Here is a 14,543-nt window from a genome sequence, read left to right on the forward strand (position 1 = left end):
CGTTATCTATATGCGCTCGAACAGGCGGAGCAGTTCCCAGTCGGTGACGGACTGGTCGAAGGCCTGCTGCTCGAGCCGTCCGTGGTGGAGGTAGTGCTCGACGACCCGGGCCCCGAAGGCCTCGCGCGCGACGCGGGAGCCGGCCAGCTGGTCCAGCGCCTCCCGGAGCGTCTTCGGCACCTGGGCCAGCTCCGTGTCCTCGTAGGCGTTGCCCTCGTACGGCTTCGGCGGCTTGAGCTTCCGGGCGATGCCGTGAAGCCCCGCGGCGATGGTCGCGGCGAAGGCCAGGTAGGGGTTGGCGTCGGCCCCCGGGATGCGGTTCTCCAGCCGGAAGCTCGCCCCCTCGCCGCAGAGCCGGAAACCGCAGGTCCGGTTGTCCCAGCCGCAGGCGATGCGGGTCGGGGCGAAGGAGCCGGCCTGGTAGCGCTTGTAGGAGTTGACCGTGGGCGCGTAGAAGTACGCCAGCTCCCGCGCCATGGCCAGCTGCCCTGCGAGCCAGTGCTGGAAGAGCGGCGTGCCCTGGCGCGAGCCCTTCAGCGCGAAGAGGCTCCGCCGGCCGCTCCGATCCCAGAGCGAGGAGTGCAGGTGACAGGACGACCCCGCGGCGCCCATGTCGTACTTCGCCATGAAGGTCACCGACGAGCCCTGCTGCCAGGCGATCTCCTTGACGCCGTGCTTGTAGAGCACGTGGCGGTCCGCCATCTCGAGCGCCTCGGCGTAGCGGAGGTTGATCTCCTCCTGCCCGCGCCCCCACTCGCCCTTGGAGAACTCCACGGGGACGCCCGCCGCCTCCATGTGGTTGCGGATGGTCCGCACCAGCCCCTCCTCCCTGGAGGTCTGCAGGATGTGGTAGTCCTCGAGGTAGCCGGAGACGGGCGTGAGGCCGTGGTACCGCCTGGCGCGGGCCTCGTCGAAGGACTCGCGAAAGAGGTAGAGCTCCAGCTCCGAGGCCGTCTTCACCACATAGCCTGCCCGGGCGGCGCGCTCCACCTGCCGCCTGAGCACCCAGCGCGGCGCCTCCTCGATCGGCTCGCCCTCCTCGGTGTAGACGTCGCAGAAGACCAGCGCCGTCTTCGGCAGCCAGGGGACGAGACGCCAGGTGCGCAGGTCAGGCACGAGCTTCATGTCGCCGTAGCCGCGCTCCCACGACGTGAGCTTGAAGCCGGGCAGCGGCTCCATCTCCATGTCCACCGTGAAGAGGTAGATGCAGGCATGGACGCCGTCCGACAGCACATGGTCGAGGAAGTAGCGCCCGACCACCCGCTTGCCCAGGAGGCGGCCGAGCCCGTCGGGAAAAACGGCGAGGACGGTGTCCACCTCGCCCTTCCGGATCAGCGGCTCGAGCCCCTGCGGGTCCACGGCGTCGGCCACGCGTTTCTCCTCTCCGTGTACGGGGAGCGCCGGAGCCGGCCACAGGTGAGCATCCGGAGCCGCCGGCTCAGAGGCGCCGCAATCTTAGCGGGGATTGCCAGAGGGAGCAAGCGGGGGCGCTCGCAGACGCGGAAGGCGTACGTGCGAGGGCCTGGGTCAGGTGCGGTTGAGCGCCACGTCGAAGACGTCGAAGTTCCGGAGCCGCGCGTCCGCGTCGAGCCCTGGTGTCGGTCGGTTCAGGAGCATCGGCACCGTCCGCTCGGAGAGCCCGCCGTGGGAGCGGAGCGGCACGTCGAGGCCGGAGAGGTCATGTCTGTCCTGGCTCGTGCCGATCACGGTGTCCCGGCTGGAGATCGCCACCACGTCCCCCATGCGGTCCCCCGGAAGCTCGAAGCGGCGGCAGGCCTCCGCGCGGTCCAGGACGCACTCCATCCCGGGCAGCGCCCTCATCCGCTCCATCACCCCGGCGGCCTCGACGCCCGGCGGCAGGTAAACGGTGGCGAAGGAGCCCAGCGCGCCGTGGTGGACGACATAGGGATCCGTGATGGGCAGGATCACGCGGGCGCGGCCGGCCCCGAGCCAGCGGTCCAGCAGGCCCTGGAGGTAGATCACCTTCGGCGCGCCGTCGGCGTCGGTCTTGGCGTTCATCCCGTGGTCCGCCGTGAGCGCCACGGTGGCGCCGAGTCCGTCCAGGCGCGCCAGATAGCCGTCCAGCATGCCGTAGAACCGGTTGGCCTCCGCCGTGCCCGGGGCGTGCTTGTGCTGGACGTAGTCCGTGGTGGAGAGATAGAGGATGTCGGGCGTCCGGGACTCCGTGAGCCTCACACCCGCGGCGAGGACGAACTCCGACAGCTCGGCGCTGTACACCGAGGGCACGGGCCGCCCCACGAACTGCCGCGCATCGGCGATCCCGTGCTCCGCCTCCGTGGTGTCCCCGGCGCGCTCCGCGGAGAAACAGATCCCCGCGAGCCCCGCACCCAGCAGGCTCCGCAGCTTGTCCTTGGCGGTCACGGCCGCCACGGTCGCCCCCGCCCGCGAGAAGGCGGCGAGGATGGTCCCCGCGCGGAGGTACTTCGGGTCGTTCATCAGCACCTCCGCGCCGGCCTCGGCATCGTAGAAGTAGTTGCCGCAGATCCCGTGCACGGCGGGCGGGACGCCCGTGACGATCGAGAGGTTGTTCGGGTTGGTGAAGCTCGGCACGACACACTCCGCCAGCCGGCTCGTGCCGGCGGCCAGGAGGCGCGCCAGATACGGCGTGGCTCCCGCCCCCACGGCGCGAGCGATGTAGTCGGGCTCGCAGCCGTCCAGGCAGACGACCACGAGCGGCCGAGCGGGCCAGCGATAGGACCGCCCGTTGACGGTGATGGCCCGGGCCGGGATCGTCATGGGCGCTCGCGCGGCTCAGCTCATGTGAAACGGGATTGGCGGGATGAGCAGCACCAGCAGGAGCAGGCAGACGAGCCCGACCGCGTAGCGCCCTCGGCTGAGCGGGGTGAGGTCGTCGAGGGGCGGGGCGTGGTGAAAGCCGATGAGGAAGGTGACGAGGCCGGCGAAGACGAACCAGTTGGCTGAGCCGGTGACGGCGCCGAGCAGCAGCAGCGCGAGGACCGTGCCCACCGACACCCTCCGATGGTGCCCGCCGAAGAGCGCGTAGGCGATGCGCCCGCCGTCGAGCTGCCCCACCGGGAACAGGTTGAGCGCCGTGACGAAGAGCCCCACCCAGCCGGCGAGGGCGACGGGGTGGATGAAGACGTCCATCCCCTCCGGGAGCCGCCCGAACATCAGGTAGGTCATGGCCCGCAGGAGCAGGGAGTCGCCGAAAGCCATGGCCCCGCTCTCGGGCACGACCCCGACGCGCGACCAGCCAAGCCCCAGCCACAGCGCCGGGAGCGCCACCCCGAGCCCCGCCAGGGGACCGGCCGCCGCGATGTCGAAGAGCGAGTTCCGGTCGCGCGCCGGCGAGCGCATGCGGATCACCGCGCCGAGCGTTCCGAAGAGGAACAGGGGCGGCGGGGCCGGGATGAAGTAGGGCAGGCTCACCGAGGCCCCGTAGGCGCGGGCCGTGAAGTAGTGGCCGAACTCGTGGGTACCGAGGATGGCGAGCAGCGTGGCCGCGAAGGGCAGGCCGTCCAGCAGCCGGCGCGGCGCCACCAGCGGGTCGAAGGTCGCGAAGGGCAGCGAGCCCGCCACGAGCGACCCGGCCATGAGGGTCGAGAGCAACGTCAGCAGGAACAGGACCACGTTCACGGCGGGGCGCGCGGGCGCGGTGACGTCCCCCAGAGGCAGGGCCTGGATCCAGGTCAGCCCCCGGTCGCGGCTCAGGAACGGCGTGTACCCGTGGGGCCTGAGCCGCGCTTCCAGGAGATCGCGCGCCCGGCGTGGCGTCACCAGCAGCTCCCCGCCGAAGAGGAAGGCGTGCCCGCGGGCCCCGCTTTCCCGCACGACGAAGACGTCCTCCACGTTGCGTCGCAGGAGGTCTGCCGTGACGAGAAGCGCCTCCGGCGGGACGGCGCCGGCGGCAGATGGCCGGCGGCGGCGGAAGGGCCAGAGCGGCATGGCTTCACGCTACCACAGGGCCAGCGAGGCGACCACGCGCCTCGCGGCGGGAAGACCGCCTTCGAGATAGAGGACACCCAGCACGGCCTCGAGCGCCGTGGCGAGCACCGACTCCCTGGCCCGCCCGCCCTGCTGGGCCTCGCCCCGTCCGAGGCGGAGCAGCTCGCCCAGCTCGAGCCGCTCGGCGCAGCGGGCGAGCGCCGCCCCCGAGACGATCTCAGCCCTGCGGGGGGTCAGGAGGCCCACCGGGTCTCCCGGCGCCGCCCGCCAGAGCTGCTCGGTGACGATGAGCTGGAGGACGGCATCGCCGAGGAAGGCCAGCGCCTCGTTGTCCGGGCTCTCCGGGTGCTCGTTGGCGTAGGAGCGATGGGTCAGGGCCTGGAGGAGCAGCGCGGGATCCCCGAAGGCATGGCCGAGACGGGCCCCCAGGACGTCGAGCGGATCCGGCGGCCGCGCCACCTACGCGCGGTATCGCTTGAAGGCCAGCGTCGCGTTCGTCCCGCCGAACCCGAAGGCGTTGCTCAGCGCGATCTCCACGTTCTGCTTGCGCGCCTGGTTGGGCACGTAGTCGAGGTCGCACTCCGGGTCGGGCTTCTCGTGGTTGATCGTCGGCGGCAGGATCCCGTGGTGGATGGCGAAGGCCGTGGCGATCGCCTCGATCCCGCCGGCGGCGCCCAGCAGGTGCCCGGTCATGGACTTGGTGGACGACACCGCGAGGCGGCGGGCGTGCTCGCCGAACACCCGCTTGATGGCCAGGGTCTCGAACTTGTCGTTGTAGGGCGTCGAGGTGCCGTGGGCGTTGATGTAGCCCACCGCCTCCGGCGCGAGCCCGGCGTCCCGGAGCGCCGCCTGCATGGCGCGGGCGGCGCCGTCCCCCTCCGGGTCGGGCGCCGTCATGTGGTGCGCGTCGCCGGTCATGCCGTAGCCCACCACCTCGGCGTAGATGCGCGCCTCCCGCCGGAGCGCGTGCTCGAGGGACTCGAGTACCACCAGCCCTCCGCCCTCGCCGCAGACGAAGCCGTCCCGCTCGGAATCGAAGGGCCGCGAGGCCCGGGTCGGGTCGTCGTTCCGGGTGGACATGGCCTTCATCTGGCAGAAGCCGGCGATGGTCATCGGGATGATGATGGCCTCCGCGCCTCCGGCGATCATGACGTCCGCGTCGCCCCGCTGGATGATCTTCATGGCATCGCCGATGGCGTGGTTGCCGGTGGCGCACGCCGTGACCACGGACGAGTTGGGCCCGCGCGCGCCGAAACGCATGGAGATCAGGCCAGAGGCCATGTTGATGATGAGCATGGGAATGAAGAAGGGGGACACCCGGTCGATCCCCTTCTCCAGGAGGATCTTGTGATTCTCCAGGAGCGTCGTGATGCCGCCGATGCCCGAGCCCACGAGGACGCCGAAGCGCGTCCCGTCCACGCGGCCCACATCGAGCCCCGCGTCCTCCACGGCCATCACCGCGCAGGCGATGGCGTACTTGAGGTACAGGTCGAGCTTGCGGTCGTCCTTCTTCTCCACGTACCTGAGCGACTCGAACCCTCGCACCTCACCGGCGATGCGCGTCGGGTACCCTGCCGTGTCGAAGCGGGTGATCGGGCCGATGCCGGACTTGCCCTGCATCAGGGCGGACCAGAACTCGTCGGCCGTGTTCCCCACCGGGGTCACGGCCCCCGCTCCCGTGATGACCACCCGCTGCGCGTTCACGCGTCCCCCTCGCCGGGCGGCCCCGCCCTCAGGCCTTGTCCCTGATGTAGCGGATGGCGTCGCCGACGGTCGTGATCTTCTCGGCGTCCTCGTCGGGGATCTCGATGCCGAACTCCTCCTCGAACGCCATCACGAGCTCCACCGTGTCCAGGGAGTCGGCGTTGAGGTCCTCGATGAACTTCGCCTCCATCGTGACCTCGTCGGGCCTGACTCCGAGGTTCTCGCTGATGATCTCCCGGACCCGCTCTTCGACTGGCTTCGACATCAACACCCCCCGTGGCACGGCTGACGTGCGTGAAGGTCCACTGCCTGCCGCGGCGGCGCCGCGGCGCTACAGTCGCTACATGTACAGGCCGCCGTTGACGTGAATCGCCTGCCCCGTGACGTACGCGGCGCCGTCGCCGGCCAGGAACCGCACGATCTCGGCGATCTCACGAGCCGAGCCCATCCGCTTGAGCGGCACCTGCTGGAGCAGCGCCTCCCGGGCCTCCGGCGGGATCGTCGCGGCCATGTCCGTGTCGATCAGCCCCGGCGCCACGGCGTTCACGAGGATGTTCCAGTGAGCAAGCTCACGGGCGGCGGCCTTCGTGAGACCGATGACCCCCGCCTTGGCGGCCGAATAGTTCACCTGCCCGGCATTGCCCATGGCCCCGGCCGTCGAGGAGATGTTGATGATGCGCCCGCTCCTCTGCCGCATCATCACCTTCGCCACGGCACGCGTCATCAGGAACACCCCGCGAAGGTTGGTGTCCAGGACCTGGTCCCACTCTTCGTCCTTCATGCGGACGAGCAGCTGATCCCGCGTGATGCCGGCGTTGTTCACCAGCACGTCGACACGCCCGAAGCGCTCGCGGGAGGCTGCGACGAGCCGGTCGGCATCCTCGCGCCGGGCCGCGTCGGCGACGACGGCGAGCACCGGGCCGCCCAATGCTTCCAGCCCCTTGGCCGCAGCCTCGAGCCGCCCCGCGTCGCGGCCAGAGACTATCACGGAAGCCCCGTCCTCTGCCAACAAGCCGGCGATGGCCAGCCCGATGCCGCGGCTGCCGCCGGTGACGAGTGCAACACGCCCCGCCAGCGGCTTGGCTCCCTCGCTCACGCGCGCGCCTCGCCGCCTCGCTCCGCTCGGGGGATCTCCATCTCCGCTCGGCTCGGCGCGCTTCGCGCTTCCTGATCCATCCGGCTCGGCTCGCCTGCGGCTGCGCCTCGCACTGCCGGCTGCGCCTCGCCGCCTCGCTCCGCTCGGGGGGTCTCCATCTCCGCTCGGCTCGCCTGCGGCTGCGCCTCGCCAACCTTGGTCAGGGCGGCGACCGCCTTCTCGAGCGAGGCGGGATCTTCGACCGCGAGCCCCCGCGTCCCGTCCAGGGTCCTCTTCAGGAGCCCGGTGAGCACACGCCCCGGGCCCACCTCGACGAAGGCGGTGGCGCCCTCGCGGGCCAGGCGCTCGAGGCACTCCGTCCAGCGCACCGGGCTCTGCACCTGCCGGACGAGGAAAGGCCGGACCTGGTCGGCCGCGGCCGTGACGCCCGCGTCCACGTTGCGCACCACGGGGATCCTCGGCGCAGTGACGCGCACCGCGTCCAGCTCGGCTGCGAGCCGGTCGGCGGCCGGCTTCATGAGCGCCGAGTGGAACGGCGCGCTGACGGGGAGCATCACGCTCTTCTTCCCGCCCCGGGCGGCGGCGGCGCTCACGGCCCGCTCCACCGCGGTCCGGTGCCCGGCGATGACGATCTGCCCCGGGGAGTTGATGTTGGCCACTCCGACCACCTCGCCCCGGGCGGCCTCGGCGCACACCTCCTCCGCCACGGACAGCTCGACCCCCAGGAGCGCGGCCATGGCCCCCATGCCCACGGGCACCGCCTCCTGCATGAACTCGCCGCGCTTGCGTACCAGCCGCACCGCGTCCGGGAACCGGAGCGCCCCCGCCACGACCAGCGCCGAGTACTCGCCGAGGCTGTGCCCGGCGGCCAGCTGCGGCGTCACGCCCCGCTCGGCGAGGGCCGCGGCGGCCGCCACGCTCGCCGTCAGGACCGCGGGCTGCGTGTTGGCCGTGAGCGCGGGATCAGCCTCCGGCCCCTCGAAGCAGAGCCGTGACAGGGAGAAGGCCAGCGCCTCGTCGGCCTCCTGGAAGACGGCGGCTGCCGCGCGCGAGGCGGCCGCCAGCTCCCGGCCCATCCCGACGGCCTGGGAGCCCTGACCGGGGAAAAGGAAGGCGATCTTCACGGACGCCTCACCACCGGATCAGGGCGGCACCCCAGGTGAAGCCGCCGCCAAAGGCCGCCAGCAGGACCAGGTCCCCCGCGCTCAGGCGCTTCGTCGCCCACGCCTCCTCCATGGCGACGTAGACCGACGCCGCGCCCGTGTTGCCGTAGCGATCCACGTTCACGAACACGCGGTCCATGGGCAGCTTGAGCCGCTTCGCCGCCGCCTCGATGATGCGCAGATTGGCCTGGTGGGGGACGAAGATCGTCAGGTCGTCGGCGGTTAGGCCGTTCCGCTGGAGGATCCGCTTCGCGCAGTCCTCGAACATCCTGACCGCCACCTTGAACAGCTCGTTGCCCTTCATCTTCGCGTAGTGCATCCGCTTGTCCACCGTCTCGTGGGTGGCGGGGTTGCGCGAGCCCCCCGCGGGCTGGTAGAGCAGCTCCCAGTAGCGGCCGTCCGAGTAGAGATCGGTGTCGAGGATGCCGGACTCGTCGTCGGAAGCGCGCAGCACGGCCGCGCCGGCGGCATCGGCCAGCAGGATGCACGTCCCCCGGTCGGTGTAGTCGGTGATGCGCGACAGGCACTCGGCCCCGATGCAGAGGACGGTGTGGTACTTGCCCGTCTGGATGTACTGCGAGCCGATGGAGAGGCTGTAGATGGAGCCGGTGCACGCCGCGTACACGTCCGTGGAGCCGGCGTTCCGGCAGCCGAGCCGGTGCTGGATGATGTTTCCCACCGTGGGGAAGGCCATGTCCCCCGTCGTCGTGCCGACGATGATGAGGTCGATCTCGCCCGGCTCCACCTTGGCCCGCTCGAGCGCCTGCTGCGCGGCGCGGAGGGCGAGGTCGGACGTGGCCTCGCTCGGGTCGGCGATCCGCCGCTCCCGGATACCCGTGCGCTGGACGATCCACTCGTCCGAGGTCTCGACCATCTTCTGGAGATCGTCATTGGTCAGGACCCGCTGGGGAGCGTACGCGCCGACGCCGATGATCTTCGCGCGCTTCATTCGCGTCCTCCCTCACGCCCCTCGGCCAGCACCGCCTCGGCCTCCAGGGCCTTCGTGATGTGCTCGTTGACGTCGTTCTTCACCCACTCGGCCGCCACGCGCACGGCGTTCTTGATCGCCTTCACGGGAGAGGAACCGTGGCAGATGATGGAGGCGCCGTTGTTCCCCAGGAGCGGCGCCCCGCCCATCTCCGTGTAGTCCACGCGGCGCTTCATCCGCGCGAAGGCCGCCCGGGACAGCACCGCGCCGGCCCTGGAGACGACGTCGCGGGTCAGCTCCTCCCGGATCATGGAGGTGAGCATCTCGGCCAGGCTCTCGGAGATCTTCAGACAGACGTTGCCCGTGAAGCCGTCGGTGACCACGACATCGCAGCGTCCGTTGTAGATGTCGCGTCCCTCGACGTTACCGATGAAATTGAGCGACGACCCCCGGAGCCCCTCGTAAGCGTCCTTCACCAGCTCGTTGCCCTTGCCCTCCTCCTCGCCCACCGACAGGAGTCCCACCCGTGGGTTGTCCTTGCCGATGATGTCGCGTGAGTAGACGTGCCCCATCACCGCGAACTGCAGCAGGTGTCTGGGCTTGGGATCCACGTTCGCGCCGGCGTCGATGAGGACCGTGTAGCCGGACAGGCTCGGGAGCGGGGCGGCGATGGCGGGACGGTCCACGCCGGGCAGCACGCCCAGGACGTACATGCCGATGGCCATGGCCGCCCCGGTGTTGCCAGCCGAGACCAGCGCGCTGCACTCGCCCTCCTTGACCAGCTCGGCGGCCACGCGCAGGGAGGAGTCCCGCTTGCGGCGGAGCGCCTGGGAGGGCGCCTCGGCCATGCCGACGACCTGCGAGGCATGCCGGATAGCGAGCGGCAGGTCCTGGGCCTCGAGCCGGACGATCTCGCGCTCGATGGCCGCCCTGTCTCCGACCAGCACCGAGGCGAGGCCGAACTCGCGGGCGGCAGCCACGGCGCCCTCCACGACGACCGCGGGCCCGAAGTCGCCCCCCATGGCATCGAGCGCGATTTTCATGGGCGAACCCCGGAGGGGTGGAGGCTACTCCCCTTCGATCGAGACGACTTCCCGTCCCTTGTAGAAACCGCAGTGCGGGCAGAGCTGATGCGGGAGTTTCACCTCCCGGCACTGGGGACAGGTCGATCGGGGCGGAGCCGCCATCTTGTAGTGGGTGCGGCGCTTCCGGCCGCGCGTCTTCGAGTGTCGTCGCTTGGGCAGTGGCATGGGTGTGTGGCTCCTATGCTGGCCACGCGGAGGGCCTCCCGCGCGGGCAGTGTTCGCGCGCCGGCTACCTCGACAGCCGGTCGGCCAGCCCCTTGAGGGGAGCCCACCGGGGATCGGGCATGCGCGCCTCGCACGCGCAGGGCGTGAGGTTCCGGTTGCCGCCGCAGACGGGGCAGAGGCCGCGGCAGCCTTCGCTGCAGAGCGGCTTCATGGGGACACCGAGCGAGGCCTCCGTGACGAGGAGCGCGCCGATGTCGAGGAGGTCGTGCTCGTAGACGTCGGTTTCCAGCTCCTGCGCCCCGAGCTCCCGCTCCTCGGTCCGCCCCCGGGGGCTGGGCACGAAGCGCGCGTCCACGGCGGGCGCGACCCGTAGCTGGAAGGGCTCGAGGCAGCGCCCGCAGACGAGGGGCACTCGGGCCGCCAGGCTCCCCCGGACCAGGACCACGTCGCCGTCCTTCTCGACGTGGAGCGACAGCTCCTCCAGAACCCAGCCCGGGTCATCGAAGGGCTGCGGCAGGCAGTCCGCCCCCTCGATCTGGATCCCGTCGTCGGGGATCTCGGACACCCGGATGAGCATGTGCCGGACCTCGGTTAAGGTTATATCAAACAATGAGTTCCCCTGAAACCCGGTAAGTATAGGCAGCGGGTTGCGCCGTAGTCAACCCCAAAGACCCCCCGGGAAAGCCCTGGAGGGCCCCTCGCCTTGACGCCCCAGGGGGGGGACTGCTAGCATGCGGACTGGAGGGCATCGCCCATGGGCAACATCTTCAAAACTGCCGTACTGCTCGGGATCCTGACAGGCCTCCTCATCCTCATCGGCGGCGCCCTGGGCGGCCAGCAGGGGATGCTGATGGCCTTTGTCCTCGCCCTGGCCATGAACTTCGGGAGCTACTGGTTCTCGGACCGCATCGTGCTCGCCATGTACGGCGCCCAGCCGGTGGACGAGGCGAGGGCTCCCGGCCTCCACCGCACCGTACGCCACCTGGCCACGCGCGCGGGCCTGCCCATGCCGCGGCTCTACGTCATCGCGGGGGACACGCCCAATGCCTTCGCCACGGGGCGCAATCCCGAGCACGCCGCGGTGGCCGTCACGGAAGGGATCACGCGCATCCTGGATGACGAGGAGCTGGAAGGCGTCCTCGCCCACGAGCTGGCCCACGTGCGGAACCGCGACACTTTGATCATGACCATCTCCGCCACCCTGGCCGGTGCCATCACCTACGTGGCCCACATGGCCCAGTTTGCGGCCATGTTCGGCGGGGGGCGGCGCGACGACGAGGAAGACTCCGGCGGCGGGATGATCGGCGCCGTCTTGCTGGCCATCGTCGCCCCGCTGGCGGCGATGCTCATCCAGATGGCCATCTCCCGGGCGCGCGAGTTCCACGCCGACGCCACCGGAGCCCGGATCGTGGGCCGGCCCTGGGGCCTGGCCAAGGCGCTGGAGAAGATGGAGATGGCCGCCAGCATCGCGCCCATGCAAGCGAGCCCGGCGACGGCGCACCTGTTCATCGTCAATCCGCTCCGGGGCGGCGCGCTCACGACGCTGTTCTCGACCCATCCACCGATCCAGGAGCGGGTGGCGCGGCTCCGCGCCATGAGCATCTGACGAAGAACGGCAGAAGCGAGGAGCCTCCGGGGGAGACCAACAACCGTCTCCCCTTTTTGATGACATGATGATCACCGCCGCCGGCCTCGGGAAGTCCTACGGAAAGACCCCCGTGCTCGATGGCGTGTCTCTCGATGTGCCCGCCGGAACCTGCCTCGTCCTGCTTGGGCCCAACGGAGCGGGAAAGACGACTCTGCTGAGGATCTTCGCGACGCTCGTCCGCCCCACGGCGGGCGCCCTCACGGTGGCCGGGGTGGACGCCCTCCGGGACCCCGAGCGCGTTCGCGCGGCCATCGGCATGGTGGCTCACGGCTCCTATGTCTACGAAGACTTGACCGCGCTGGAGAATCTGCGCTTCTGGGCCACCATGGGCGGCCAGGAGGTCGCGGAGGGAGCACTTCGGGCTGCGCTCGCCCAGGTCGAGCTCGAGGCCGTCGCCGACGAGCGCGCCCGCACCTTCTCATCCGGCATGAAGCGTCGGATCGGGCTGGCGCGGGTGGCGCTGGGACGGCCGCGCCTCCTCCTCCTCGACGAGCCCTTCACCGGGCTTGACCGCCAGGGCCGGAAGTGGCTGAGCGAGTTTCTCCTCGCCTTCAAGTCGGGCGGCGGCGCCGTCGTGCTGGCGACGCACAGCTTCGAGGGCGCCCTCGGCGTCGCCGATCGCATCGCGATCCTGGCGGGCGGCAGGCTGGCGCTGGACCGGCCCGCGGCGGAGCTGTCCCGGGAGGGTCTCCGCCGGATCTACGACGATCTCACCGACAGCTCCCCCCTCCCCCCCCGATGAGCCCCGAAGGGGCGAAGAGGCCCCACCGCAACGTGGAGTCTTCCACGGTCAGGCGTGATACTTGAACCAGTACGGACGGCGAGCACTGGTCGTCCTCTGGAAGGATCTCCTGACGGAGCGCCGCTCCAAGGAGAGCCTGAATGCGCTCTTCTTCTTCTCCCTCCTGCTGCTCTTCCTCTTCCAGTTCGCCCTGGGTCCCGACCGGGAGCGGCTCCAGTCGGCGCTGCCCGGCCTGCTGTGGCTGGGCTTCGTCCTGGCGGGCCTCCTCGGCCTCGGCCGGAGCTTCATCGCGGAGCGCGACAACGATTGCTGGGAAGGGCTCCTGCTCACGCCCGGGGACAAGTCAGCCATCTACCTCGGCAAGCTCCTCGCCAACTTCATCCTCATGACGGTGGTCGAGGTGGTGCTCGTGTTCCTCTTCGGCGTCTTCTACAACGTGGACCTCTGGGGTGCGCTCGGCCCCCTGACCGTCGTGCTCCTCCTGGGCACGGTGGGGCTCTCGGCGGTGGGCACGCTCTTCGCGGCCATGACGGCGCAGGTGCGGGCGCGCGAGCTGCTCTTCCCCGTCCTGCTCCTCCCCGTCCAGGTCCCGCTCCTGCTCGCAACGGTCAGCGCCACCCAGATCGTGCTGGGTGGGCAGCCCCTTGCCGACGCGGCCTCGTGGCTCAAGCTCCTGGTCGGCGCCGACATCGTCTACCTCGTCATCGGGCTCCTCACCTTCGAGTTCATCCTGGATGCCTGAAAGGAAGGCGGCCATGCGAACGTCCACACGCGCCCTGGGCTGGCTGGCGGCCCTCGCCTTGGCCATCGGCCTCGGCGCCGCCTTCGGCTACGCGCCGCGGGAGGCGGTGCAGGGCAACGTGCAGCGGATCATGTACGTGCACGTGCCCTCGATCCTCACGGCGTACCTGGCCTTCGCGCTGGTGCTGCTCGGGAGCATCGGCTATCTGGCGACGCGGCGGACGGGGTGGGACCGCCTGGCGGCCTCTGCAGGCGAGCTGGGCGTGCTCTTCACCGGGGTCAGCATCGTGACGGGCTCGATCTGGGGCAAGCCGACCTGGGGCACGTGGTGGACGTGGGACGCGCGGCTGACCTCGACGGCCGTCCTCTTCCTCGTGTACACGGGGTACCTGCTCCTGCGGGGCATGGTGGACGAACCCGAGAGGCGGGGACGCTATGCGGCCGTCGTCGGCATCGTGGGGGCCGCCAACATCCCCATCGTCCACTTCTCGGTGAAGTGGTGGCGCGCCCTCCACCAGCCGGCCACGATCCTCGGCCCCGAGCCTTCGCCCATCGCCGCGCCCATCGCGACGGCGCTCCTCATGAACTGGATCGCCTTCACACTGCTGTTCGTCTACTTCTTAGCGCGGCGGGTCGAGCTCGCGCGACTGGAGGACGGAGCTCGCGATGCCTGATAAGATGATGCCCGATCACTGGGGGTACGTCTTCGCGGCCTACGCCGTCGCCGCGGTGGCGCTCGTGACCTACTGGCGCCACCTCGTGCGCCGCGCCCGAAGCCTCGTCGCCCGCCAGCGTAGAAAGGAAGGCAAGGCGGCATGAAGCGCAGAGCCAAGTTCCTCGCCGGTGGGGTGCTCATCCTGGGCGCTCTCGGCTACCTCGTGTACGCGGGGGTGAGCCAGTCGGTGGTCTACTTCGTGACACCCAGCGAGCTGATGGCGACGCCCATCAGCGGCAAGACCTACCGCGTCGGCGGGGTGGTGCAGGCCGGCACGCTCAAGTGGGAGCCGAGGAGCCTCGCGCTGTCGTTCGTGCTCTCCGACGGCAAGACCACGGTTCCGGTCCGGCACAAGGGCACGCCCCCCGACCTGTTCGGGGAGGGGCGCGGGGCCGTGGTGGAGGGCACGTGGAGCTCTGACGGGCACTTCCAGGCGGCGTCCATCCTTGCGAAGCACTCGGAGGAGTACAAGGCGCCCCAGGACGCCGCCAGCGAGCCCGGCTACAAGGAGCTGATGCGCACGCTCCAGGGCAATCCCGACAGATGAACCCCTTCAGTCGAGACCCCGATGAGGCCCGGAGGGCCGAAGAGGCCCAGCCGCCGCGCGAAGGCTTCTACAGTCAGGCGTC

18 protein-coding genes are annotated in these 14,543 nt (G+C 70.5%); 6 read left to right on the forward strand and 12 right to left on the reverse strand.

Annotation, left to right across the window (positions count from 1 at the left end; translation table 11 throughout):
• Nucleotides 1-6: 6 nt before the first annotated feature.
• The 12 genes from HYV93_12750 to HYV93_12805 all read right to left on the reverse strand — a co-directional run bounded on the left by HYV93_12750 (nucleotide 7) and on the right by HYV93_12805 (nucleotide 10,645).
• Complete coding sequence (locus tag HYV93_12750) at nucleotides 7-1,359, reverse strand: glutamine synthetase (GenBank protein MBI2526838.1); 1,353 nt, start codon at nucleotides 1,357-1,359, stop codon at nucleotides 7-9.
• A gap of 168 nt (nucleotides 1,360-1,527) precedes the next feature.
• Nucleotides 1,528-2,757, reverse strand: a complete 1,230-nt coding sequence (phnA, locus tag HYV93_12755) for a phosphonoacetate hydrolase (GenBank protein ID MBI2526839.1) — start codon at nucleotides 2,755-2,757, stop codon at nucleotides 1,528-1,530.
• 15 nt (nucleotides 2,758-2,772) lie between these two features.
• Complete coding sequence (locus HYV93_12760; GenBank protein ID MBI2526840.1) at nucleotides 2,773-3,927, reverse strand: site-2 protease family protein; 1,155 nt, start codon at nucleotides 3,925-3,927, stop codon at nucleotides 2,773-2,775.
• A 9-nt stretch (nucleotides 3,928-3,936) separates the two neighbouring features.
• The gene (locus HYV93_12765; protein MBI2526841.1) at nucleotides 3,937-4,386 is read right to left on the reverse strand and encodes a ribonuclease III family protein; all 450 of its coding nucleotides are present in this window, start codon (nucleotides 4,384-4,386) and stop codon (nucleotides 3,937-3,939) included.
• The gene (gene fabF, locus HYV93_12770) at nucleotides 4,387-5,631 is read right to left on the reverse strand and encodes a beta-ketoacyl-ACP synthase II (GenBank protein ID MBI2526842.1); all 1,245 of its coding nucleotides are present in this window, start codon (nucleotides 5,629-5,631) and stop codon (nucleotides 4,387-4,389) included.
• Nucleotides 5,632-5,659: 28 nt separating this feature from the next.
• Entirely contained in the window at nucleotides 5,660-5,896 is a 237-nt protein-coding gene (gene acpP, locus HYV93_12775) for an acyl carrier protein (protein ID MBI2526843.1), read from the reverse strand.
• Between the two features lie 75 nt (nucleotides 5,897-5,971).
• The gene (fabG, locus tag HYV93_12780) at nucleotides 5,972-6,706 is read right to left on the reverse strand and encodes a 3-oxoacyl-[acyl-carrier-protein] reductase (GenBank protein MBI2526844.1); all 735 of its coding nucleotides are present in this window, start codon (nucleotides 6,704-6,706) and stop codon (nucleotides 5,972-5,974) included.
• Nucleotides 6,707-6,723: 17 nt separating this feature from the next.
• Entirely contained in the window at nucleotides 6,724-7,851 is a 1,128-nt protein-coding gene (gene fabD, locus HYV93_12785) for an ACP S-malonyltransferase (GenBank protein ID MBI2526845.1), read from the reverse strand.
• 7 nt (nucleotides 7,852-7,858) lie between these two features.
• The gene (locus HYV93_12790; GenBank protein ID MBI2526846.1) at nucleotides 7,859-8,839 is read right to left on the reverse strand and encodes a ketoacyl-ACP synthase III; all 981 of its coding nucleotides are present in this window, start codon (nucleotides 8,837-8,839) and stop codon (nucleotides 7,859-7,861) included.
• Entirely contained in the window at nucleotides 8,836-9,861 is a 1,026-nt protein-coding gene (plsX, locus tag HYV93_12795) for a phosphate acyltransferase PlsX (protein MBI2526847.1), read from the reverse strand. The genes HYV93_12790 and plsX overlap by 4 nt, the downstream gene beginning before the upstream one ends.
• 24 nt (nucleotides 9,862-9,885) lie before the next feature.
• Nucleotides 9,886-10,068: a 50S ribosomal protein L32 gene (rpmF, locus tag HYV93_12800; GenBank protein ID MBI2526848.1), complete on the reverse strand. Its 183-nt coding sequence runs from the start codon at nucleotides 10,066-10,068 to the stop codon at nucleotides 9,886-9,888.
• A 64-nt stretch (nucleotides 10,069-10,132) separates the two neighbouring features.
• Nucleotides 10,133-10,645: a DUF177 domain-containing protein gene (locus tag HYV93_12805; protein MBI2526849.1), complete on the reverse strand. Its 513-nt coding sequence runs from the start codon at nucleotides 10,643-10,645 to the stop codon at nucleotides 10,133-10,135.
• Between the two features lie 177 nt (nucleotides 10,646-10,822).
• On the opposite strand from HYV93_12805, the gene htpX reads away from it, so the two are divergent.
• The 6 genes from htpX to HYV93_12835 all read left to right on the forward strand — a co-directional run bounded on the left by htpX (nucleotide 10,823) and on the right by HYV93_12835 (nucleotide 14,461).
• Nucleotides 10,823-11,674, forward strand: coding sequence for a zinc metalloprotease HtpX (gene htpX, locus HYV93_12810; protein MBI2526850.1), 852 nt, complete (start codon nucleotides 10,823-10,825; stop codon nucleotides 11,672-11,674).
• A 64-nt stretch (nucleotides 11,675-11,738) separates the two neighbouring features.
• Complete coding sequence (ccmA, locus tag HYV93_12815; protein ID MBI2526851.1) at nucleotides 11,739-12,458, forward strand: heme ABC exporter ATP-binding protein CcmA; 720 nt, start codon at nucleotides 11,739-11,741, stop codon at nucleotides 12,456-12,458.
• Between the two features lie 61 nt (nucleotides 12,459-12,519).
• Nucleotides 12,520-13,200 carry a heme exporter protein CcmB gene (locus HYV93_12820; protein ID MBI2526852.1) on the forward strand — a complete coding sequence of 227 codons (681 nt, stop codon included), beginning with the start codon at nucleotides 12,520-12,522 and terminating at the stop codon, nucleotides 13,198-13,200.
• Nucleotides 13,193-13,873 (forward strand): cytochrome c biogenesis protein CcsA, encoded by a 681-nt coding sequence (gene ccsA, locus HYV93_12825; GenBank protein MBI2526853.1) that lies wholly within the window; start codon nucleotides 13,193-13,195, stop codon nucleotides 13,871-13,873. The genes HYV93_12820 and ccsA overlap by 8 nt, the downstream gene beginning before the upstream one ends.
• Nucleotides 13,866-14,018 carry a heme exporter protein CcmD gene (gene ccmD, locus HYV93_12830; protein MBI2526854.1) on the forward strand — a complete coding sequence of 51 codons (153 nt, stop codon included), beginning with the start codon at nucleotides 13,866-13,868 and terminating at the stop codon, nucleotides 14,016-14,018. The genes ccsA and ccmD overlap by 8 nt, the downstream gene beginning before the upstream one ends.
• Entirely contained in the window at nucleotides 14,015-14,461 is a 447-nt protein-coding gene (locus HYV93_12835; protein MBI2526855.1) for a cytochrome c maturation protein CcmE, read from the forward strand. The genes ccmD and HYV93_12835 overlap by 4 nt, the downstream gene beginning before the upstream one ends.
• The last annotated feature ends 82 nt before the right edge of the window (nucleotides 14,462-14,543 follow it).

Source organism: Candidatus Rokuibacteriota bacterium, from assembly GCA_016188005.1.
Lineage (GTDB): Bacteria > Methylomirabilota > Methylomirabilia > Rokubacteriales > CSP1-6 > UBA12499.